The following is a 22,535-nucleotide window of genomic DNA, read 5'->3' as shown; positions in this document are numbered from 1 at the left end:
TGCTGATCGAGATCTCGATTGTTCTCATCGACTCATCGAGAAAAGTACGTCAAAACAGCTTGACGCATTGTATTATCGAACCACACCAAAGATATTTATCACAAATAGTAATTTAGAGCTATATGATGAAACAACAGGAGCCGGAGGTAACGAAGACGATTGGATACATCCCGATACTATGGTCTCACGGAGAGGGGGAAAAAGGCATGGCCGGAGATAAAACACCAGATTCGAAGTGTCGAATGGATTATTGAGGATCCGTCAACTCCGGCTACGTGTTCGGTTGTTAAGTTAGCCAGGGACAAGTTCGGAGAAGAGTTGCGGTGCGTAGGAATGTACGACAGTGATAAAGTTACTATTTTTTATATTGATTCAGAGGTTTGGGCGAACTATTCTGAGGAGGAGTTTGAGGAAGCGTTACGCACTCTTATTTTCGACCATTCTATAGACGAGATCGGCATACAAAGCGACGACTGCTGGTCAGCTGTTCTACATTTTTCTGAATTCTCGGTTCTCAGAGTTCGAGTCACGGAGGAGTCTCGAGTTTCCATCTCGTTCGAGAGGGGTCAGAGTGTTTCAGTACCGGATTTTGCTGAATCCATTGAGTCAATTTTCGACACTTGATGATCGGCCGTTCCGTTAATCATAGAATACGATACTGTTCACGACCTCGAACCCATATGGAATTTATCAATCCGTTCCGATTAGTCTCCCATTTGTCCCCGTATTCTTCCTAGACTATAGCTACTGCTTTGCTGTATCTTCTACGACCTTTGCGACAACTACTGTCGAAATTGGCAACCAGTCCGGTCATTCTGTTACTCTACTCACTATTGCCGCTGACCGAGATCTACGAGGCGCGTACCTATTTCGTGGATTCGTTTTTCGGATCCACCTTTCATGAACGGATAGACGTAAGGTGAAATGTAAGCTATATCCATAATTCAGATATTGTATCACAACTTAATGAATTTTCGATCTATAAACCAATTCAAACTCCCCCTTGCATTAGAGGGTTGTTGATTTCCCAGGCAGAAAATAGTGCCAAAATTTCACAATATAGTTGAGGATCAGAAAAGCAAATTTAAACCGCAGCGATTAACAATTGTGGACCAAAATCACAGAGCAAGAATGGCATTAAAGGAAACTGACTCGCCAAATGTATTCTTTCTGACTGTAGATGCACTGCGTGCTGATCATCTTGGTTATCACAGTCACTTCCGAGATACAAGCCCATTCCTAGATGAGTTCTCTGAGAAATCAATAACATATAAATCAGCAATTTCACCGAGTTCACACACAAGAGAAGCAATTCCTTCGTTATTGAGCGGATTTTATCCTGATATATTCGCAGCAAACGGATATCGCTACACCAGAGGTACAATTGCGGATCAAACGACGTCTCAGTTCCGAGAAATCTCGTTCGAATGGATTGTGTTGACATGGCATACTTCACCTCACGACTGAGTTTATCAGAAGTGGTAAAAAGATTGGTGGTGGTTCGTGATCTCTAAGAGTCGGGGCTCATTGCAGGAACGCGGGTGTCAGAGGTGAGTTGGATGATCCTCAAGAAGGAATTCGGTCACCCTCAACGCACTGATTGTGTGCTGGGGCATGTAAGCAGGAGCACCGATGAAGCTGAGCCCACCGATTTCTGGATTTCGGAAAATTCTGTTTGAGGGACTGAATTCATCTACTGATCTAATCCTTTGTACTTACCGATCCTCTCAGTAGCTAACAGATTCTGAGAATTTAACTCGAGTGGATATCAATCAATTAACTCCCACTGGTTAGTCATTCCTCCATAGACACGGTTTAAAACTCGTCGTCTCGAGAAAATACGGGCAAATAAAACAGGGTGGCGGAGGAGACGCAGTAGAACTGCACTCGGAGACCGGTCAACGTCTTCAATATCGATCCCGGCAGCGGCACGAATTGCTGCTCCCAGAACCTTGGGATTACGAGTTTCAAGAAAGTATCTCACAACTGTGGCGAAAATGTACTCCGTTTTCATCCTCTGATATAATCTATCAGGATAATTGTGTAATTGGCTTCTGTTAGCCAGCTCTGCGGCCAAGAATCCCGATTCAACGGCCTGTGAGATCCCCTTTCCGGTGAGTCGGTTTTTCGTCGTTATTGCCCTTCCAACCGCCTACCTCGCTCAAGTCCTACTTGAGTCTGCTAACGTTGGGGAAGATCCCACCTTTGTGATTTCTTTTTCCGTCATAATTTTTGTTGGTGTGTTCTTACCACAGGTTCTCAACTCTCGCCTTCACTAACAGTAGATAGTAGTACGTTTTCTTTATTCAGACTAACTCTGAAACTGAATCGGGTGATCCAATAGCTACGGATGCGAATGTACCGACTGGATTTATTCCGGCCAACGTCAATTAGACGATATGGGGCCATCATTTAGACGCGACTCACTCATTTTTATAATTACATATGTAACAGGCCTCATAGCTGTCGGAACTCTTGGAGCAGTTTTGTTCGAACGTACTCCCTCCGTGTTTCTTCGTGGTTTATTCACTGACCCTATCTGGCTATCCAACTGTGTGTTACTGATAGTCATCTGGTTTTTAATGTATCCAAAACTCCGAAGAAGCTACGAGAGACGAACCAGCTAATTCAGCGCTGCTCCAGTAACTACTTGACCTGTACTTAGCGTGAGTTTCACTCTCAACTCTAAATAAAGAAAGCCGACACCCAACTACTGGTAGTTTCCAACTGAGCTAGTTCTCGAGCGATCCCTCGTCCGTATCGGTCTCGAGAACATAATCTTCGCTAGACCAGTCTCGTAGTCGATAAAGAACTCCCGAACTCTGGAATCTGGTCGATGATTATCTGTATCTCTTACTTCCTGAAATAGTATCGCAAAGAAATCAGAAGTCAACTGCTCTATCAAATCATCTTTCTCAAGATACTCTGTCTCAATATCATTAACGAAAATAAAGAACAGTTCTGGATACGCAGAGTAGACATCATGGTAGTGTGTACCCGGACACTTCCTAGCGATCTTCTGTACGAAGGATATCAACTTCTCACAATATTCGATAAAGGTATCTTCAACTCGTGCATTCGAGAACTTCACAGATTCCCGGGGCTCTAACTCAAGTTCATTAGGAGGTGAGGACGTCAGTGACCCATACGCTGCTGCCATGTTTGGATTCAGAGAGTACAGACCATAATATCGGAATAAGGCCGGGAACGAATTTCTCCTAAATAGGACGGCTTCTATAAGAGAGGTGTCTACCCGATCGTCATTCATTGCAGCCAAGTAGATATCTGCCATATTCTCCAGTGGCTTCTCAACTTGATGACTTTGGAAATACCGCCTATCAGCTATGAGAGCGTTCGACATCGCAATAAAATGCCAGCGATACGCCCCCAGACATTTCCGTAACGGAAAGATTGCAGCGTTTCGAGCACCGATTTTGGCTATGTCCTCAATATCTCCAGAGTAGGGACGTCTGATTGACTGCTGCAAGAATGACAACAGCTAGATCTCGCCGGATCGAAGGGTGAGCTCTCGATCTCTACCAAGGGGAACTGACAAATATCGTCTTCCAATAAATATCTCACGTCCGAGTCCGAAAGAATAGCGTCTGGCTTAGGGATATTAGAGACATCACTCAAACATACATCTTCCTCATGAGATCAACACTTTAGTTCCAGATATCACATCAGTCGGGAAACCGATCATCTATGTCCAGTACCGCTGATGCAGTACCCTTGTTCTATTCGGCTCTGGTGAATCGTCAGAAACCGTTAGGTTTGACTGTCTTAGCACTCCTCTGAATAAATCCAATCGATTCGCCAGCATGGATTTGCTGAAATTTGTAGCTAGAGTGGTCCAATCGTAGCGGATCAAGCCACTGGATATAGTGCAGGAAGTCGTTGTCGTCTCTCGATTTACCAGAGCCTCTTATTCGACTTCGTCGCGAACATTCAGCAGTATCAGCGCTCTCATACGTAAGAGGGGTTAGGATATCCAATTATTAGTTCCGCAAAAACAGAATTATATAAAATTCTGGTATAGATAGTTGAGGGCAATCCCCACAGTTACCAAATATCCGAGTATGGCGAGTATATTTCGGGTCATAGTATTAGAATATTCTTCCATGATAGATTCATCATTCGCAATTCGAATAATCATATACCCAAAACCACTTTCCTTATCAGGCAGCATAAGACTGAAACCGCCAAATGAAACGAGTATTCCTCCGATAAGTGTGATAATGAGCGACCTCGCTTCGGAAACTGAGTTCGTGATTTCTGTGACTTGAACAGAAGTCACTACGACCGCGAGAAGGGCTGTAAAGAAGCCAATAAACTGTAACGTCTGAGTGCGATATTTTTCTACTGCGTCCTCAAGTTTAGATTCTATACTATTATATTTCCCATCCAGAGATTCGTATTGCTCTTCAAGTGTGTTGTGCTTCTCTGAGATTTCATCGAGCTGTTCTTGGGCCTCCTCGAATTGAGATTCTATCTTCTGTATCTGCCTTTTCGACTTGATTGTTCTCAGGATACTTCTAAAGGAGGCCGTATTGGGTTGTCCTTGTGTTTCTTCATCCAGTCGGAGTTCGATAGCTCGTTGAACATTTCGCTCAGCTTCGTCCAACTCTCCACGAAGAGAATACACCCGCCCCAGTGTCGCATAGTATTCGGCTTCGGTAGAATCCTGCCGAACGGCTTTCTCGGCGTACTCTAATGCGAGTTCGCTAACATCACTATCGCCAATGTCTAAATCGAGGGATTCGATTCCAAATTGCTCGTCGACTTCGACTATCTGAGCTGCGAAGTTGTCGTAAATAGATGGATTCTCAATTTGCGCAGCTACCGCTTCGTGTGCTAACTGAAGCCCTGTCTTACGACACAACGAGATGAAACACCAGGGGATGCAGTACCACGAGTATCCTGGCGGCAAGTCCTGAAGCGTTTTCGTCTAAGAACTGGAGATCAAATGAAATATCTCTGTTAGAGATTCAATATTTTATAGGTAGTAGCTAGAATAGAAGATTACTAGCTAGATGTGTAACGATGCAAGTTTGTATTTATTTACCCGAAGAAGACTGCTTCAAACAACGGTCGTCAGTTTCAGCCTCCCGCTACAAGGTTGTCTCGAGTGGGTGACTGGGACCGAAGAGCAAAATGGCGCAGTCCTCATTATCAATAATTTAACCAAACATTCAATGATGATTGAATATATTGTACGTGGAGAAGAGAATTCTATCCTGCATGATGGCCAAACCACAATTAAGGCGGGAAAGGGGTTCCGTTCCCAAACATTCCCAGATGAGGCAAGAGCGGTAGAGTATACTATAAATAAAGAAGAGTCAGGAAATGTTGTTATTCCTCGAAATCCGCAAGGAGCAGACAATTCGGGACCGACAAAACTCACCATATCCTACACGACTACAGACGGAATGCGATACGAGAAGTGATATCTGTTGAAGACAAATATCAGCATCAGCCGAGACCAAGAGACTCAGTCCTGCTTAAACGCTGTCAAATGAGAGTTCATACATAAAAGCTCTCGAATAGTTTCAGCGAAACCCGTAATTGAAGCCGCTTCGGCGAGTCAAATCTGCCCGACAACAAAAGAGCTATATAGAATAACAAACAATCCTTCGTTTGACTATGAGTTTCCCCTCGAGTTCGCCGAATTCGATGACCCACACTCCACTACTAGCGTCATCGGACACACGATAATATGCCTCTGCCTGTGTCCTTCCATCTATCGTCATGTCATCACTATCGCCTAGGATTAACTCTTCATCAGGCGATGTAATCAACATCCCCCGTGTGAATTCAGCTTGTTCAGATGTCTCCACCTGTGTTAATCCCATTATATCACTTGTGTTTAAATCCCCTTTCAAAAGCTCAAAATTCACAATTATCCATAGAAAACCATCGGGATTCGGATGTTCTATCACTTCTTCTGGTATTTTGTCGTGCGTCTGAGGCTCAGAGATTGTGTACTCAATTTCAACTCCTCCATTTCCTTCATCCGTGTCGTCTTTAGATTCATTATTTCCATTTCCAGTATCGTCACTGTTAGCAGCGCAACCTGCGATGAACACATACTTCAACTACGTGCGCGCGTTTCTCTCCTTTTGCGTCCGCGACGAACTGTTAGACACGAATCCGGCGAACACACAGCGCGCAGAAGAGTTCCTCCCCGAGGACAAAGGCGATCGCAATCGTCAGTTTTGGGATCCAGAAGACCGCCAGCAGATCATCAACTACGTCACCGAACGCGTGGATATGGCGCTCGAGGATACGATCGATGTTTCTCGCGAGATCGCCTACCGTGACCGGGCAATCGTGGTCCTGCTCGCTGACGCCGGCGTTCGTGGCGCTGAACTGTTCCGGGATCCGCGTGATGGCGCTCGTGACGGTGTGACCTGGGGCGATGTCGATCTCGAGAATCACTCACTCGAGGTGTTTGGGAAATCCCGTCAGTACGAGCGCGTTGGGCTTCCGTCGGCCGCTCGAGAGGCGCTCGAACGATACCATCGCGTTGCTGAGCCGCCGACTGGTGCGTGGCCGATCTTTCCGACTGGGCATGCTCCCTCGAAGTATGCGGCGTATCGTGAGATGACTGGGGAAAATCCGGATGAGAATACAGACATTGACGATGCGCTTCGAAGTGTTGAGATTCCGCCGCCAGCACTCACGAAGGCCGGTGGTCGATCAGTGATGAAACGGCTTACGACGGAGGCTGGCATCCTCCTCGAGAACGGCGACTATCTGAAACCGCATGGCGCGAGGCGGGCGCTTGGAGCTGAACTGTACGAGAAGGGTCATTCCGAACTTGCCCAGTCAGCACTTCGGCACAAATCTATTGAGACGACCCATGAGTCGTACTCCGATATTCAGGCTAAAGATGTCGCCAAGGGTATTGATGAGATTCGAGATTAGTGTTTCTTCATAGATTACTGAGACAAATGACTTCTGTTCCCCCGTGATTTTTCATCGATGGTCATAGCTTCCTAATTGTTCCCACATTTCATTCTCTTATGTTCCAATAGATTTATTATGAATAGCGGATTCTAATAGAACGGAGCGGATTGTTGGACATAGAGACGTAACTGTTTCCCGCTCCCACTTCAGGAAATCAATCGTCTGAGTGGCTCTATACGGAGCCTCCTGCAGCGCCAATTTCTCGAGAGCATCGTGGACACCGAGAATCTGATCGAGTTGAATAACGAGGGAATCGACAAGGAACTGCTTTATTCTCTGGATGTGGACCTTCACGTGTTCGATCCCAATTTCCTCACCAACAGAATCAAGAACTTATCTAAATCGGATATCGAGGAGATCGAATCCAGGGTCTCACCATTTATTGGGAACACTATTTTCAGTCGCCAGTATTCTTGGCACGATGGATATCCGTACTATACGATGTATGAAGCGTTCGAAAAAATAGCAGAGGTGTTTCAGGAACAATCTCGATATCAGGCTTTCGTAGATCTCCATGCGGAAGTACTCGAAAAAATCACGAATCGCGTCCCTTCTCAGAGCGAACGCCCATCCGTGGCGACACTGATGGTTGCTTCGGAAGAACCCGATAAATTCTACCCGTTCCGAATTGAGCAAGGGACTGGTTGGAAACAGTGGCGGGACCTTGGTGTCAAGGATGGATTAGCCAACACCGGTATCGAGAGTTTCACCGCCTCTCGTGCGTCGATGGATTATGAAGGACTTTTCCGGGCAGACCCGGACTATATCATGATCTATGGCTACGAACCAATGACTCAAACGGAGTTCCGAGAAACGTTCCTCACGTATTTCCGGAATCACGATGTCGCAAGCCAACTCACAGCCGTCCAGAACGGAAACGTGTACCGAGCCGGCGGGTTCTACCAGGGACCCATCATCAATCTCAAATTAACCGAACGGGCCGCACAACAGATTTACCCTGAGGAATTCAGCAGTGACGAGCAATTGTTTGACCGGCAAAGAATCACGGACATTGTGAACGGGGACATCTAAATTAGTCCCTCTATCTACTGCTGCCGCAGGGACAGCAGCATTAGCTTCCTCAGCAATTGATTCGGAAGCGATGCGTTTAAGCTGTTCTTCAGAACGCTGGCGGACTTGGATATTATTAAGTTCATATGCAAATCCATCCCGAACTAACTCGTCCAACTGGCTATCGAGTAATTCTTCTGTCGAATTGAGTTTATGTGAATAGTTTTCATGAAGCATTAGAACCTGAGAAATCACCACACCCTTTGTGACCTTCTTGTTATGCTCATTTGCCACTTTCTTAGATACTTCATATACCCATTTTGGAGGTTTTGGCGTCTTATCTTCCGATTCAGTCGTATACATTACCAGTGCATCCATCTGGATTTGTTGTTTAGTTGTTTCAATCATAACTACATATCTAATATTATATCATAGGTATAAAACATTTGGGTTAATACGGGTGGAACCACCCATATACAACTTCTATTTTTAGGTCTGAAAGACCTAATCTCGAGCAGAACAGCTAATATTAGCGTATATCCAGTCCCATCCGAGAATAGATGAATTGGTTATTATTTTTTCTCAATCGATTTTCTCCGAACGGCCCTAAGACCTACTCAACACATGTTCATATTGACTCAAATGCCTGAAATCAACACTTTCAGAAAAGGCATGAGTCTGACTCACATGGGATAATCAATTGAATCTGTAGTTGGATAGAGCTTGGTCTCATCCGAGACATACAATAGATCCCCTGCAACTACCGGTTTCCATGCTGTAATTGCACCTTCATAGTCCCATTCTTGAATTTCTTGTTGTGATTGAAGATCTATGGCAGGAAAATTCAGATATTCTGAAGTTGGCACGAAAGCGGTATCTTTGTTAATTGTGGGGCTTCGTGGACTCGCTCCTGTTTCTGGGTCAAACTGTTTAATAGTTCTCTTCTCTCCGCTTATAGAATCAAGTGATATAAATTCACGACCATCAACTGTGTATATTGTATCATTCGAAATTGTGAACTGGGGATTCCAGAGATCTTCTGCATAATAATTCCACAATTGGTTTCCGGATTCTTTCTCATATGCTTCTAACTGGAAATCATCGTCTCCTTTGTTGATATTGGCATATATCCCATCTTCTCCTATTGATAAGAATTCGATATCCCCAGATGCCTCCACATGAAGTAGTTCTTCGCCTGATTTTTCGTCAACTGCGTATATATTATTTGATGTGTGTCCATACACCCTTCCGTTCTGGGTTAAAAGGTTGTATAATGGTTCGTGTTCACTTGCCCACAGTTGCTTTTGTTCCTTGGGATCGAACGCTTCAATCCCATCCCCTGACACATAGATCGCATTGTTTGAGACTGCTGGTACAGCAGATTCCCCAGTAGTATATTCCCATATAATTTCTTCTCCGTTAATATCGATTCCATAATATTTGCCATCGATCCGATAATCGTAACGCGGCCCTCGAATTTTGATGGAAGATGGAGTGATTTATGTTGCTTTCCCACGAAAGCAAACTGAAGATCGGGGCGCCTCTCTAGTATTTTGGGGATATTTCGTTCTACTGTTTCTTTTCCTTTTCTCCGGGTAAGTCTACCGACAACGAGTCCAACAGAACGACTTTCGCTCAAAATCTTGGATTGCCCTTCCGGTGAGAACCGGTTCTGATCAACTGTTGGAGGAATGATTGAAATATCTTCCCGGCTAACGCCTCGGTCCTCGAGACGGCAAACGCCAGTTGGCCCCAGCGCAATATGATTATCTGCCAAATGAAGCGGAACACGTCCGAGTACGTTGTTCAACCCAAAGTGTAGAATTTTATCTGTCCCTTTCGAAAGTTGATGTTCGTAAAACCGATCCCCACTGTACCGATATACGAATGGTATTCCGTAAATAGATGCCAGAGTTCCAACGACAGGGCCATGAATCGACGGATTTGTGATTTGGAAAACCACATCTGTAGAAGTCGACTGAAGATATGAATGAAGAGCAGTTATTTCTCCTTGGATAGAACACTCATTCGAGAGGCCGTAAATTTCATCAAAACAACCTCCAACTTCATTAGCGAATTCTCCGTCTGTAGAGATGAGGTGCGCGGTAAAATACTCTGATAGCATTTCTCCAATATTTGATGTAGCAGATACTATGTTAAATATTCATCACCTCCAGCGATCTTGGACGGACTCGCTTGAATGTCAACGACTTTTGATTCGGTCTGATCGTTAGATGCTGTACTTATCCCTTCAGACGCGTTCCCCTCGAGGCTGACATGACCGTTTTCGATTGCTTGATTGAATTCTTCAACAGTAGCAACCAGTGCATTATACTTGTTTTTATCGAGGGAATCGCTATCGAGATCAGTCTCGAACTGCCCGTTTTCCACCCAGAGCTGCCTGTCTTGTGAAGTAGATGTATCGGCGGCAGCTACACCACTTCCACCGATCAGCGCACCGATGGAAACTCCAGTCATTTTTAACATTCTTCTTTTACTGAGTTTCTTTGTATCGGACATTGCGTAGCATACATCAATATGATATAATAAAAGTCTTTCCCCGTTAGAGTAAATAGAGTGTTTGGAATAGTAGAATCCAACACGTTTGATTTCGGACTCCCTTCTGATCTCTTTCCGTTTCGATCGGTAGTGACGAGAGAGAACCTAGTTCGTGGTGCAAATACGGTAAAGATTAGAGCGTTCGATTTCACTGCACTTTACCGCTTCTTGGAGATGTTGACCAAGCAGAACAGGCCGACTTAGTGGCCGAATCAAGGATAGATTTTTCCATCCGTCATCGGCCTTTGCTGATACGAATCGTGGTTCTAACTGATTTCTCGTTTCGGCACTGACAAAACGCGCTGGATACGGTTTATATCCCAACGCTCGGGAATCCTCGCGATTTAGCGCGAGGAGGATGTCAACCGTTTAGTTGTCAGGACGTACCAGCAGTAGCTTTGATAGCGTGTTTGAGCGCTTCTCTTCCCGGTTTCCGCAGTAGCTTTCGTCGAAGTTGGAACGCTCGGAGATACTGTGTGAGCTTATCTTTTGAGATGCCTCGATGAGGCGAGAGCCACGGTCGCAGCAGCGATCCGTGGCTCTCGCAGGTATTGACGTGGACGTCTTCATCCGCGTATTCGCCGTCGCCGTGGACGACGCATTCGACCGCGAATTCGTCGTCCTCGTTGAGTGGATCGTAGGCACGAAATCCGTCCGTGTAGATTATCAGTGGCTCCTTCTCGCGGTTTGCGAGAAGGACCCGAACCGTCGATTCGTCGGCGGATTTCGCGGGGATCACGTACCGATTGCCGGTGCCGCGATCGACGATCGTGAACACTGGCGGTTTGTCCTGCTCGTACGATCCTCGTCCACGCGTGGACAGGCCACGCGAGCGCGACGGTCGGTCGCGCTCGCGGCCTTTCAGCCCTGCAGAAACGTAGACTTCGTCGATTTCGACGGGACCACCGGGGTCAAGCGAAGGTGCGTCGAGCGCCTTCGTGAAGCGCTCGACGCGCTGGTAGATCGTTTTGTACTGAACGTCGATTTCTAGCTGAAGTTGGCGAAGACTCGTGTTAAACCGGAGAAACGCGTAAATCGAGAACAGCCACTTCCTGAGCGCGACTTTCGAATGGGCGAAGATCGTGCCGGTCTTGTCGTTGAACGTGCGGTCGCAATTCTTACAGAGATAGCGCTGAAAGTGGCCATAGCTGCCGTTCTTGACCGTTAGGTCAGAACGGCAGCGAGGGCAAGTAACACCGTTACGCCAGCGAACCTGCTCCAACAGGTCCGCTGCGACCGATTCCGACCCAAACACATCTAGCGGAATCATACGTATCGGACACCGCTGACGCGGTGTCCTTGTCCTCTTTGATTTGACAGCCACAGCCGAGCGGTATCAGCAATCTCCTACAGAAGAGCGTATCCATTTATTGATCATAACTATATTCGCGATGGTGTTGGATAATTATGTATTAATGAAGATAATATTCATGGTCTTTAGTAACACTAACTATATGCGAGTCGTATAAATAAGTAGATGATGGAAAAAAGTGTTATGGGGCTCGCCAATCTGCTCAGAGGAAACAGGTTAAGGTAGATGGCGAGAAAAGTAGTTGTACGCCGCAATCGACACAGAATCGAAGCTATTCCTTGAAACCGACGTGTACAGGTGTGTCTGACGTTGGTATCTTCGCTCATCCTAGCCGAAGAATCGGAATTGTCGGATGAAAATATAAAATATAGTGTGTTTCAGCAAAGTCGTTATATTGCCCTAGAGAGTAATTAGAATATGCCGAGTGATCGAAGTATAGCGTATGTAGGGTTAAGCAGCCCAATCGCATATGATTACAAATGTGTTTTAAATGACACTGAATATGGATATCCAGAGGATGAATTTTACCCCATTCCAAATCCAATTATAGAATCACCACTTGCTCTAATGTTATTATATGATGAAATCTGGTTCTTGCACCCTTTTCTATGTCCAAAAAATATGCAAAACTTGGAGTTTGTAAACTTCATATCCAATAAAACTAACACCGAAAAATATTTTGATGAAATAAAGAACGATCTACGGAACGATGAATTTTATATATCTATTGACGTTGAATATAAACAAAGCTATAGAAGTTTAAAGGATAGGTGGCGAGAAATAGTCAAATCAATCGCTCCTTTTGCAAATTATGATTATAGTGGTGAAGTAGCTTTTAACCTTGCCCCGTCAAATATTACATCTGGAACTGGCTGGAAACCTACACCCTCCTACGGCGATTTCGCCAAAGATTATTACATAATCAATCAATTGAATACGGATGTTGATTATGTCTCCAATAGTATTGTCAATGACATCATCCAATATCATCCAGTAGTCGAAGATGGAGAAGACGGTCTCACACATCGCTCGTTGCCGGTAGCGAGGCCCATCGATCCGCGCGTTGTGCGCGTGATCGATGGGCCGGAACTCCCGATGTTTAATCAACGGTCTCACGCCGTTTTCGCGGAGGTTTTCGCGCAAATCCATCCAATCGTAGCCTTTGTCGGCAGCGAGGCTGGCGAGGTCGCCCGCGTTGCGGCGGGCGACCTGCCAGCCGAGCTGTGTGTCGTGACGTTTCTCGGTCGTACAGTGAACGTCCAGAATCGCGTGGCTTTCTGTGTCGACGAGCGCTGTTGCTTTGAGCGTCTGGACGCGGTAATTCGTCCGACGGCAGTAGTGCTTGCTAGCGTTTTCGCGGTCGAAAAACGTCGCGTCGATGGCGGCGTGGCCGCACGGGTCGTGCAGCTGCGCCGACAGGCGCAGCAGCACTCGCCAGAGTGCTGTCTTGATTCTGTCAAACCACTTGACTAGCGTCGAGTGATCAGGGAGATCGGCCGGTTCGAGGCCGATCTCCCCAAGAATATGTGGCATCTCGCTCAGCAGATCCAATGCTTCTCGGTACGACTTCTCCAAGTAAACCCGCAGACAGTGCAGCGACACAACCGCATACTCGGCGAAGCCGCCACCCCCTTCGGGGGCGGCGACTTCGCCTCGACCACCAACAGCGTTTTTAGCTAACTGAACGACTTTGCTCGTGAAGCGGGAGATCTTCGACATAGAGCATCGGCGATTTCCCGCTTCACACTCCTAGTTCTGACGGTCGAAGACGACGCTGTCCAGCGATTCACCAGAGCCAAAATGAGAGTTACTCGAGCAGCCCGATCAAACGCTGTGGAACTCTCGCTTGTTGCAGGTTGGATTACCACCCGCCTTTGAGGTCCTCGCGGTTCTCGAGGCGCTCTTCGATCGAGCTGATCTCGTCGTCGATCTCGTCGCGCTCGCGCTCTTTGCGCTCGAGTTTGAACTCGAGCTGGTTGACCTCCTTGTGCTGGTCGAGCACGCCGCTGTAGTCTTCGGTCTCGAGCTCGTCGATTTCGGTCTCGAGGGCGTCGATCTCGTTGGTGAGCGCCTCCCGCTCGTCGGTCAGATCGTCGATCGTCTCGCTGCGGGAGTCGATTTCGTCGTCGATCGAGTCGAGGCGACGCTGGGTCCGCTTGTACTCGCTTCGGCTCTCGTTGATGGTCGAGACGGTCTCCCGGCGCTCCTCGAGGTCGCTGTTGATCTCGGTTCGCTCCTGAATGCGATCCTCGCGCGCGTCCCGAAGCTGTTCGATCGTCGTCTCGATCTGCTCGCGAGCAACTGAGGAGCCGCAGGTCCAGCAGGTGACCGTCTCCGAATCGTCGAGCAACTGATCAGTGATCGCCCCGTCGTCGCCACCGTCGTCGACCGACTCGTTCGCGTCGACGAGTACGGAGTCGGGCTCCTCGAGCAGTTGTTCGTTGAACTGGATGGTACTCTGAAGCTGGGAGATTTCCTTCGAGAGCGCTGCCTTCTCCTCCTGCAGGGTTTCGATCTCGGCTTCCAGGCGGCTCACGTCGGCGTCGTCGCCGGCCGATAGCGACTCGAGTTTTTGTTGGACCTCCTCGCGTTCGTCCTCGAGGGCGTCGATGCTCTCGCGTTCGGTCTCGATCCGATCCCGTGTGCGCTCGAGTTCCGAGCGGGTGTCGCGGAGTTCGTCGAGTTTGGTCTCGAGTTCGGACTGTTCTTCCCGGCGTTCTTCGACATCGACGTTGGCCTCGTCGAGTTCCGCCTGGGCGGCCTCGAGTTCGTCCTCGAGATCCTCGAAAGCGATTTCAGTGCCTCGAGAATTCTAAACGTGGTACGAACAGTCTTAACATGCGTCCTATTCTCATTGTCTGAGGATTCCATATCATGGTTTAGAATTCGTAAACAAATAACTGTTATTCGTCTCTTGCGAACAGGTAGCCAGAAAATTAAACACTGCATGTGAATCTGTATACAGGAGAACAGAGATAGATAACGACAATGAAGTTATGAGTTGAACGTAAAACAACCAATGATCAAGTAGTCGAATTAAACCGGGTAGTTACACGATTTGTATATATCAATATTTATCAATATATTTCATTATTCAGAGTTAGATGGTTCCCAGGTTGCATGATTATATTAGCGCTTAAACAGCATATTATTCCACAGATGCATAGTACTGTATCATAATTAGATAGATTATACCTCGCATGAAGTTAGCCTAGTTCTGGATACATTTCTGGGAAGATGTGTAAAACTCCGGATATCGGTATGTATTCTTTTGTCTCCTTGGTATGCCCGAAGGAGGTTTGATATACTCAATTGATCCACAGCTAAGTTCTAATATCCGCCAGCGGTTTAAGCACTAATTTGCTATGCATTTTGTTTTCCCAGAAATATACACCCATATGATTGTAAGACCATATTTAAAGCCTCAGGAGTTTTTGATAAGATCAAGATGAGTGCCGGTTAATTAGTGCGGTTTATAATGCGAGAAGGTTGTAGAACTAGTTTGACCACTTTCTCATAGACTTGCTCAGTGGTTGCTCCGCAACAGAGTTTGATGGATCTTGGAAGTAAAAACGCGGGATTGTTCAGATTAGCTGGTTCCAGTAGTAGCAGGTACTGCACGACTGGTCGCACGGATCGATTGTTTTTACAATTCAGCCAGCTTTCTTGAGAGTTCCGTTTGCGACTCCAGGTGCCCTACTATCAGTCCGCTAAGATAGATGGGTTGGTTTCTCGCCAACCTTCAGGTGTCTTTATCATAGCCTGATCATCAATCTGTATCCTTCCCCAGTTATGCAGTCATGTCTGTTAGTATCTGCAATGTATTTTTATGTTCAATAGCTATCTCTAATGGAAACTATTATGTGTCTCAGATGACGAGTAATTTCTATTGAAAAGTTAAAATAGAAATAATGATTCGAAATACCGTTAACAAACTTGTTTCAATTATGGTCACCGGCGTGTTGGGTTTGCTGTGGGTGGCCAGCAGCAATGCATTCGGTATTGCTCCTGAAACGCTGCCTAGGTGGGTGATCCCGCACGATATTGGCCACCGAGACCTCGAGCGACGCGACAACAATTTGCTTAGAAATCATCACTAGCATGAGTACCAACTCCTCCGACAGTCCGTCTGATCGCCCTGCTAACCACCCCGATGAGTCAGCGTCAGTACTGACTCGTACTCAACAACTGTGCACCCGCGTTTCATCACAGTTCCTCTCAATCGCTGTCTGGCTAATCTTTATGCTAGTCGTCACTGGCTCGGCGACTGCCCAGTCAGATGTCGGCGATGTTTATTGCGGAACTGGCGTCGAAACGGGGATCACCATTGTCTTCGGTGCAATCGCCGGTCTTGGACTCCCCGCGACAGGCTTCTACGTCTGTCGAGCAGGTCTCTCGTACATGCGTGCGGGTGGCAACCCTGAGAAAAAGAACAACGCCAAAGAGCGGCTGGTGATGTCGGGGCTCGGGTTTGGGATTATCGTTCTCGCGCTCATCTCACCCGAACTCATCGACAACATTGGAAGTCAGATGGGATTTGACTTCTCCAGTTGTGTGCAGCCCTTCTGAGACCTGCCACAATTGAAACTGACATTAAGGTTGGAGGAGGAACTTTCCTCATTAGTCTTGGAGGCGGCGAACGAGATTGAAATAAATCTAAAATACGCCTAACTGACTTGCGACCGTTGCAATAAGTGCATATCTAAAGCATCAGTATTATAACATATAGTGGGTGAGATCGATTAAAATCTGGACGTTTGTGCCAGAAACCGCCCGCTACAACGGAAATAACGATCGTTTCGGATTTGATTTCATGGGGGTTCTAACTGATAACTGGACCACGAGGAAATTGGATCCACCTCCATACTGTCTCTGTCCTCGCTTTGTTCTGTGTCGAACGTACCCGCTCATCATCCACGATTTGACACAGAAACTGGCTCATAGGTCAATCTTGGGAGGATCCGACTCACGTTGAAGTTGATGAGGAGGAGATTTAATTTGACGATCAGTGCTACTGGCTGTATGCTCCCACCAATCCCAATACTAATGACACCTGTCTGATGGAAAATCAATATCTGAATACCAGTCTTAACAAAGCAGTTTATCAAGCAACTCAGCGAGAAACATCGCGTCGAAAACACCATGTTCCTGGTTGATGGTGTATCCTGGCTCAACGCTGCACTCTCCGACACCCTCGTCGGTCCCACTGACTTCGTCCAAGCATGGTTATAAATCACCATGTTCCTCGGGAATCAGCTAATCAGAACAATGACTCCCGACACGCAAAATTATTTAGACATGTAGGTGAAATACCCTGCTATGCCTGATAAGGTACGAACCGAAGACAGCACGATCTACAAACAGGACTTGTTCATTGACGGCAAGTTTGTCGAGAGTACGAGTGGCGAGCGGTTTGAAGTGGAAAATCCCGCGAACCGAGAAATTGTTGGCTCCGTTCCGGACGGGACTGTGGCGGACATCGAAGCAGATCACCTACGTTCGGAATTCGCAAAATCGGTCCCGACGGAGATACTGTGGACTGCGCTTCAGCGATTGTTCGAAACGAAGATTCCAGAATATACGCCAATCGAATAGGAAACCCGGATTCATCTAGGAAACAACTGGTGTACCGAAAGCAATCACAGTACGGCGCAAGAATCACGGTGGGAAGAAGATGAAATAGCTACATTCCGGAAGTAACCCGCTCAATATTTTGTCTCATATCTGAAAAGCAGTCTGTCAGAAACAGATAATCCGAGATTCTCACGTTCTCTGGGCCGGTTCGTCCCTCGAGAAGTCGAGCATTGCAACGCCGAAGTCAACCACCTTTCCAGCATCCGGCCTTGTTGAAACCTTTCGTCACAGATATTCGGGAGACTGGTTCTTTTAGCCGTTCACAAGCAAATCAGCTGAAACTTCCGGCTATACGAAATCGCAAGACGTGAAGGGAATTTTAACAGAGACTCAAATCCGCAATGGCCGCGTTCTACCTCTCAGCCTCTAACTTCTCAAGTGCCCTAAGAAATCTCCCTGGTTTATAGGGTCTTTGGATCTGGTAAATCGCTAGGCGTCGGCGACTTTCAACTCTATGTCAGATGGCGCGATGCACTACTCTTGGATAATTCTGGCTTCAATTTCTACCGAATCTCTACTGGCGAAACAATTGGACCCATTCGCAGTGCCACTATGTAGGTCCAACCCAGATCAATAACATAAGATATGAATGACAATAAGGAGAAACTGAAGGAACAAGCGAAGCTCGAGGCTATGGGAAAAATCCCATCTGAAGAAGTGGAGTTTGATTTTGAGTCCAGTTTAGGCCATAGAGGATACATGCGTAAGGAAGCAGTGGAAAGTGAAGATACGAAAACATGGAATAAGGGAGTAAAGAGGTATAGAGTGTTCAATTTCGGAAAGCCAAGCAATCCTAAGAAGTTCACTGTGAAGCGAGTCTATGGGTCTAATATTGCGATAGAGTGTTCGTGTGATTATTGGAATGGCGATTACGGCGACCCGTGTATTCATATAGAATATGCTGAGTGGTCAGCAAGAAAAGATACACCTGAACAACGTTTTGTGTGGGATTTGACTTGGAATGACTTCGTGGATAATGGGCATGAGTTTGAATTGAATCTTCTTTCTTCAGTTGACTCCTAGAATGTGTCTCCCGAGTTTTCTTACCAACAGTTCACGAGTTTCCTAAGAGGTCTCCAACGACCTCCCAGACTCACTTACCAACAGATTGTATTCAACACTACCTGATTTCGTATCGTGACAAGCCCTTTAGGGAATGGTGACATATTTCATCTTGAGGTGATGTGAAAAGTAATAGATGAGATTGATACGGTTCAAATTGTTTCGAACATTTTCTACTCACATGCGGGAGCGTATTAGACACGCTATCCCGCTATCACGTCCGTTTTAGTTTTCTACACGATGTCATCCGAGTTCCCCTGTTAGTTAATATTACATTCCTGATTGGGATAGATATTAGTTCTTTAATCTCATATATATTAAATGCACTATGAGTGAAATTACAAGTGCACAACTGAGGTCAGGCAGGTGGATTTCTCATGCACGCCGGGTTGCGAAATCAACTCCTGAGCTAAATTTTGAACGTGGCTATGCAGGATGGATGTAACTAGCCGACTTCTGTTTGATTAGAGTGAAACATATCTGATGACTAAACAAATCGCTATAGAAGATGCTTTTAAGTAGCCCACCATGATGCTAACTTCTTCTTATAACTCTAAATATAGCCAAACAGGATAGAGAGCATATTCTAAGGGCTATATTGAATTTTCAATAGCCAACAATCCTTGGCACTCGACCGCTAAGTACAGAGGGTGTAATCAGTACGACGACTTCGTTTCTTTCAGCTAATCCCCGTTATATCGACTATCGAATGTGGGAGATCCTTGTCGAAATCGTAATGTAGCGAAATACCGATTTACTATTGTGGAGCCAATACGGATCTTCAAGACGCTTTCCAACGAGAATCGACTACGAATCTTACAGTGGTTGACGGAGCCAACACGGCACTTCCCACCGCAACAGGAAGAGGACATCGAGGAAGTCGGCGTCTGTGTTGATTCCATCCGACGAAAGTTGGAAGTTTCGCAATCGACGACGTCCCAGTATCTTTCGAAACTGGAAGATGCAGGACTCATCACCTCACAGCGCATCGGTCAGTGGACGTATTATCAGCGAGACGAAGAGACAATCAAGGAATTTGCCCGCTTCGTCCGAGACAAACTATAGAATATCCCAGGAGTACCACCAGAGATTTGTATAGATTATTTGATGTGGTTTGATGTTCTGTGATCTGTACCTTGGGCGGTCGAAATCTATTTATCGCAATATTCCGATATTCCGATTAAAGGGTCGAAAACAATGAGCACTCGTCCACTGTACATCGTAGACGTGTTTCCTCGAGAGAAGTCTGAAGAAGGACGTGCCAAGCTGCGATAAGCTACGGGACCCGCACGGAGGGGAAGAACGTAGGATTTCCGAATGGGAATCCCCACCGCAATTGCTTCGCGCAATGGGGAACGTCGAGAATTGAAACATCTTAGTATCGACAGGAAAAGAAAGCAACTCGCGATGTCGTTAGTAACGGCGAGTGAACCCGACACAGTCCAAACCGAAGCCCTCACGGGCAATGTGGTGTTCGGGCTGACTTTCAGCACCAGACAATCTACGAGAAATCTCCTGGAATGGAGTACGAGACAGGGTGATAGTCCCGTACTGTAGGTGAGTACGGTGTGTGTCAGTACCAGAGTAGCGGGGATTGGATATTCCTCGTGAATGTTGCGGGCATTGACCGCAAAGACTCAATACTCCTTGAGACCGATAGCGAACAAGTAGCGTGAGCGAACGCTGAAAAGCACCCCAAGAAGGGAGGTGCAATAGGGCGTGAAATCAGTTGGCGATAGAACGACAGGGCACGAAAGGTCCGACACATAATGAATCAGGTGCGAACCTGTAGTAAGCTGTGTTGGAAGCCGGTGTTCTGTCGTACGTTTTGAAAAACGAACCAGAGAGTGTGTCTGTTCGACGAGTCTAACCCGATCATCGGGGAAGGCGGAGGGAAACCGATATGACCGCAGTGCTTTGCACCAGGGTCACCGTGTTCAAGCGCGGGGAGTCGAGCGGACAGTACTGTTTCGGCTATCCCCAATCTCATACTCAACCGTCCAGAGTGCGCCATCCATCGGATTATCAACTTCAACCGTTGCGTTCGTGATTACTGTACCAGTGGCTGGGTCGCTGACCGATCCGGAGTAGTCCGTAGACATGCCACAGCCGGCGAAGATTACCATCCCGACAACGAGAAAAGCGAGACCAACTGTCCGTAAGTCTAATTTCATTTTATATTCGTTAGTTCACAGATAGCTTATGACAAGTGCTTTCTGATCTGTTCAGTTTGTATCTCCATTTGATGACCCGTTCAGCGCAAATTGTTCGGAACAAACGAAGTTGGTTTGCTGAATTCATCTCTGTATCTTGCACGTGGTTTCTGACAAGGGATGTAGAGATCACAATCCGTCGCGCTACATCCTTCCTCTGTACTTAGCGCTGATTCACGATCTCCTGTCCGACGCTACCGGAGTTCTCGGACATAGATATGATATATATGGCAATTTTGTGCTGTTAATTCTATCTCCTTAGCAGATCGCGTCGTCCAGAACCGCCCCGCTCAACTCGTAGTACTCTTCGCCACGTTTGAGGTAGCAACCACGACTTTCAAGCGAACTTACGGCATCCTGCTCAGCAGACGGAAGATCGAAATAACACTTTCTATATTCTGTTTCTTCGATGGCTGTCTGAGTGATTTCCTGCTCCTCCGTGGGCAAATCAGCGAATGAGATAATATCAGACGAATTCTGTTCTTCTGGGGGCCCGTCGATCGGCGTCGCTTTGACGATAGTAGTATCCATTGGATCGCAGTCAGCGGATGATGAATTGGAGTCCACGGACGACAGACATCCAGCCAGTCCTGTGGTGAGTGCCGCACTCCCTCGCAAGAGCAATTCTCTCCGAGAGTCGAGCCGAGTCATGCGCTTGGATAATGAATTGTACGTAATATGTTTTCTCCCATATTAGCAGACATCTACCGAAGATGTTGATAGAGACGCCTAAGGGTGTAGGGTTATCAGCATGGATACGTGGAACATTATCTGTGTCTGAAAGTATTAATCCACCAGTCAATGTTTCATTGTTGCTGGTTTCAATTTCCATCTGCTGGTCAGGGTCAGTGACATTAGCACCTGTCCGCATTTCGAAGTATAAGTCAGCAGCATAGTTTTCGCCCATTGCGGTTCCATATCCATCTGTGACGAACTCCGAAAGTGACTCATATTGAGATGGTGGGACTTCTCCCTCGTTGATTTGGTCGTAAATCTCAGGGACTCTTTCAGAGATATTATTGACAGCTACAGCACGGTCAGATTCGAATTGTTCCATCCACCCTGCCAGACCTCTATCATCATCACCCGATAGTTGGACAGTAGATGTTTCATCTGAGTGAGGGTCTTCAGCCTCGATAGCAACATTTGTCCAGTCATCTTCTAGATTTGTACCATCTGGAGAGGACCCGAAATCAGCACCTGCATCATCGTAGTGATACAACATCGCATAATCTTCATTCTCGTATTCTGTGTCAGGGTCTATGTTGAACACAAGGTCCGTCCGCTCGGTTGTGTCAGTATCTCCTGTGTTCTCAAACGCATCTGCATCATCAGGAGTATCACTAGCCATAGATACGTTCTCAAACCCAGCGACATATTCCATTTCTGTGCCATTATACGTAGTTAGTGTATCTGTGACAAGTTCTGTGTCTTCTGTGACTTTGATGTCAACATCTACATTTTCTGGATTAATATTCGTTCCATCATTTGTATTTTCGATATTTATGGTGTATATGGAGTCTGTATCTTCGGCAGTGTGTGTCGATTGTGCCCAATTAAATGTAGTCGACCAAATCTCATTGTGTGCTCCACGTTCAGATTCATTTAAGTCACCAACAAAAACCTGCCATGGAGTATCATAATGCCCTGATACAGCAGTTATAGCGCCAAAGGAACAAGCAACGTCACCGCTAACAAAAACAACCTCCTCTCAATATACATATACAGGCAGAGCGAAACCAGAACCACCTAATTTGGTTTCAGCAATATTGACT

At 46.5% G+C, this 22,535-nt stretch carries 18 protein-coding genes, 1 pseudogene and 2 other annotated features; of the genes and pseudogenes, 8 read left to right on the top strand and 11 right to left on the bottom strand.

What is annotated here, in order from left to right:
• Window positions 1-159 precede the first annotated feature (159 nt).
• Both EL22_RS17650 and EL22_RS17645 read left to right on the top strand, forming a co-directional pair.
• Window positions 160-624: a hypothetical protein gene (locus EL22_RS17650; RefSeq protein ID WP_156184227.1), complete on the top strand. Its 465-nt coding sequence runs from the start codon at window positions 160-162 to the stop codon at window positions 622-624.
• 507 nt (window positions 625-1,131) lie between these two features.
• Entirely contained in the window at window positions 1,132-1,467 is a 336-nt protein-coding gene (locus tag EL22_RS17645) for a sulfatase-like hydrolase/transferase (protein WP_156184226.1), read from the top strand.
• A 1,243-nt stretch (window positions 1,468-2,710) separates the two neighbouring features.
• Here EL22_RS17645 and EL22_RS15335 read toward each other — a convergent pair.
• Together EL22_RS15335 and EL22_RS15330 are read right to left on the bottom strand one after the other, a co-directional pair.
• Window positions 2,711-3,292 (bottom strand): hypothetical protein, encoded by a 582-nt coding sequence (locus tag EL22_RS15335; RefSeq protein ID WP_156184225.1) that lies wholly within the window; start codon window positions 3,290-3,292, stop codon window positions 2,711-2,713.
• 726 nt (window positions 3,293-4,018) lie between these two features.
• Window positions 4,019-4,882, bottom strand: coding sequence for a hypothetical protein (locus EL22_RS15330; protein WP_156184224.1), 864 nt, complete (start codon window positions 4,880-4,882; stop codon window positions 4,019-4,021).
• A gap of 250 nt (window positions 4,883-5,132) precedes the next feature.
• Here EL22_RS15330 and EL22_RS17640 point away from each other — a divergent pair, with 250 nt between their 5' ends.
• A complete protein-coding gene (locus EL22_RS17640; RefSeq protein WP_156184223.1) occupies window positions 5,133-5,447 on the top strand; it encodes a hypothetical protein in 315 nt (104 codons plus the stop codon).
• Between the two features lie 162 nt (window positions 5,448-5,609).
• Here EL22_RS17640 and EL22_RS15325 read toward each other — a convergent pair whose 3' ends face one another.
• Window positions 5,610-6,086, bottom strand: a complete 477-nt coding sequence (locus EL22_RS15325; protein ID WP_156184222.1) for a hypothetical protein — start codon at window positions 6,084-6,086, stop codon at window positions 5,610-5,612.
• On the opposite strand from EL22_RS15325, the gene EL22_RS16680 reads away from it, so the two are divergent.
• Together EL22_RS16680 and EL22_RS15310 are read left to right on the top strand one after the other, a co-directional pair.
• Window positions 6,079-6,927: a tyrosine-type recombinase/integrase gene (locus tag EL22_RS16680; protein WP_082146852.1), complete on the top strand. Its 849-nt coding sequence runs from the start codon at window positions 6,079-6,081 to the stop codon at window positions 6,925-6,927. The two genes, EL22_RS15325 and EL22_RS16680, sit on opposite strands and share 8 nt — an antisense overlap.
• Before the next feature lie 255 nt (window positions 6,928-7,182).
• Entirely contained in the window at window positions 7,183-8,001 is an 819-nt protein-coding gene (locus EL22_RS15310) for an ABC transporter substrate-binding protein (RefSeq protein ID WP_050052279.1), read from the top strand.
• Here the strand turns inward: EL22_RS15310 and EL22_RS17635 are convergent.
• The 6 genes and pseudogenes from EL22_RS17635 to EL22_RS15295 form a co-directional block, all read right to left on the bottom strand.
• On the bottom strand, window positions 7,897-8,388 hold the full coding sequence (locus EL22_RS17635) for a hypothetical protein (protein WP_156184221.1): 492 nt from the start codon (window positions 8,386-8,388) through the stop codon (window positions 7,897-7,899). The genes EL22_RS15310 and EL22_RS17635 overlap by 105 nt on opposite strands.
• Before the next feature lie 275 nt (window positions 8,389-8,663).
• Window positions 8,664-9,326: a PQQ-binding-like beta-propeller repeat protein gene (locus EL22_RS16675; RefSeq protein WP_197075955.1), complete on the bottom strand. Its 663-nt coding sequence runs from the start codon at window positions 9,324-9,326 to the stop codon at window positions 8,664-8,666.
• A gap of 805 nt (window positions 9,327-10,131) precedes the next feature.
• On the bottom strand, window positions 10,132-10,500 hold the full coding sequence (locus EL22_RS17630; RefSeq protein WP_156184220.1) for a hypothetical protein: 369 nt from the start codon (window positions 10,498-10,500) through the stop codon (window positions 10,132-10,134).
• A gap of 415 nt (window positions 10,501-10,915) precedes the next feature.
• Window positions 10,916-11,809 (bottom strand): IS1595 family transposase, encoded by an 894-nt coding sequence (locus EL22_RS15305; RefSeq protein ID WP_050052278.1) that lies wholly within the window; start codon window positions 11,807-11,809, stop codon window positions 10,916-10,918.
• 891 nt (window positions 11,810-12,700) lie between these two features.
• Window positions 12,701-13,570 carry an IS5 family transposase gene (locus EL22_RS15300; protein ID WP_255349676.1) on the bottom strand — a complete coding sequence of 290 codons (870 nt, stop codon included), beginning with the start codon at window positions 13,568-13,570 and terminating at the stop codon, window positions 12,701-12,703.
• A gap of 154 nt (window positions 13,571-13,724) precedes the next feature.
• Window positions 13,725-14,636: pseudogene (locus EL22_RS15295) on the bottom strand (chromosome segregation protein SMC); the annotation flags it as partial.
• 1,457 nt (window positions 14,637-16,093) lie between these two features.
• On the opposite strand from EL22_RS15295, the gene EL22_RS15290 reads away from it, so the two are divergent.
• The 3 genes from EL22_RS15290 to EL22_RS19200 all read left to right on the top strand — a co-directional run bounded on the left by EL22_RS15290 (window position 16,094) and on the right by EL22_RS19200 (window position 19,612).
• Window positions 16,094-16,420, top strand: coding sequence for a pilin (locus EL22_RS15290; RefSeq protein ID WP_050052277.1), 327 nt, complete (start codon window positions 16,094-16,096; stop codon window positions 16,418-16,420).
• A gap of 1,650 nt (window positions 16,421-18,070) precedes the next feature.
• Window positions 18,071-18,508 (top strand): SWIM zinc finger family protein, encoded by a 438-nt coding sequence (locus EL22_RS17625; RefSeq protein WP_156184219.1) that lies wholly within the window; start codon window positions 18,071-18,073, stop codon window positions 18,506-18,508.
• 750 nt (window positions 18,509-19,258) lie between these two features.
• Window positions 19,259-19,612 (top strand): metalloregulator ArsR/SmtB family transcription factor, encoded by a 354-nt coding sequence (locus EL22_RS19200; RefSeq protein WP_197075954.1) that lies wholly within the window; start codon window positions 19,259-19,261, stop codon window positions 19,610-19,612.
• Window positions 19,613-19,760: 148 nt separating this feature from the next.
• Window positions 19,761-20,386: a sequence feature (23S ribosomal RNA rRNA prediction is too short), on the top strand.
• A gap of 11 nt (window positions 20,387-20,397) precedes the next feature.
• Window positions 20,398-20,509 (top strand) — a sequence feature (23S ribosomal RNA rRNA prediction is too short).
• Window positions 20,510-21,018: 509 nt separating this feature from the next.
• Here the strand turns inward: EL22_RS19200 and EL22_RS15275 are convergent.
• Complete coding sequence (locus EL22_RS15275; protein WP_050052274.1) at window positions 21,019-21,291, bottom strand: hypothetical protein; 273 nt, start codon at window positions 21,289-21,291, stop codon at window positions 21,019-21,021.
• 10 nt (window positions 21,292-21,301) lie between these two features.
• A complete protein-coding gene (locus tag EL22_RS15270) occupies window positions 21,302-22,111 on the bottom strand; it encodes a hypothetical protein (protein ID WP_156184218.1) in 810 nt (269 codons plus the stop codon).
• Between the last annotated feature and the right edge of the window lie 424 nt (window positions 22,112-22,535).

It is taken from the genome of Halostagnicola sp. A56 (assembly GCF_000691505.1).
In the GTDB taxonomy this organism is placed as follows: Archaea; Halobacteriota; Halobacteria; order Halobacteriales; family Natrialbaceae; genus Halostagnicola.
Note: the sequence above shows the minus strand (reverse complement) of the source record. Positions and strands in the feature narration are given on the sequence as shown.

Bases quoted from the DNA above. Each gene is read 5' to 3' on its own strand.
- EL22_RS17645 (WP_156184226.1), top strand. From the start codon at position 1,132: ATGGCATTAAAGGAAACTGACTCGCCAAATGTATTCTTTCTGACTGTA.
- EL22_RS15335 (WP_156184225.1), bottom strand. From the start codon at position 3,292: ATGGCAGATATCTACTTGGCTGCAATGAATGACGATCGGGTAGACACC.
- EL22_RS16680 (WP_082146852.1), top strand. From the start codon at position 6,079: ATGAACACATACTTCAACTACGTGCGCGCGTTTCTCTCCTTTTGCGTC.
- EL22_RS17635 (WP_156184221.1), bottom strand. From the start codon at position 8,388: ATGATTGAAACAACTAAACAACAAATCCAGATGGATGCACTGGTAATG.
- EL22_RS17630 (WP_156184220.1), bottom strand. From the start codon at position 10,500: ATGTCCGATACAAAGAAACTCAGTAAAAGAAGAATGTTAAAAATGACT.
- EL22_RS15305 (WP_050052278.1), bottom strand. From the start codon at position 11,809: ATGATTCCGCTAGATGTGTTTGGGTCGGAATCGGTCGCAGCGGACCTG.
- EL22_RS15300 (WP_255349676.1), bottom strand. From the start codon at position 13,570: ATGTCGAAGATCTCCCGCTTCACGAGCAAAGTCGTTCAGTTAGCTAAA.
- EL22_RS15290 (WP_050052277.1), top strand. From the start codon at position 16,094: ATGCTAGTCGTCACTGGCTCGGCGACTGCCCAGTCAGATGTCGGCGAT.
- EL22_RS17625 (WP_156184219.1), top strand. From the start codon at position 18,071: ATGAATGACAATAAGGAGAAACTGAAGGAACAAGCGAAGCTCGAGGCT.
- EL22_RS15275 (WP_050052274.1), bottom strand. From the start codon at position 21,291: ATGGATACTACTATCGTCAAAGCGACGCCGATCGACGGGCCCCCAGAA.
- EL22_RS15270 (WP_156184218.1), bottom strand. From the start codon at position 22,111: ATGGCTAGTGATACTCCTGATGATGCAGATGCGTTTGAGAACACAGGA.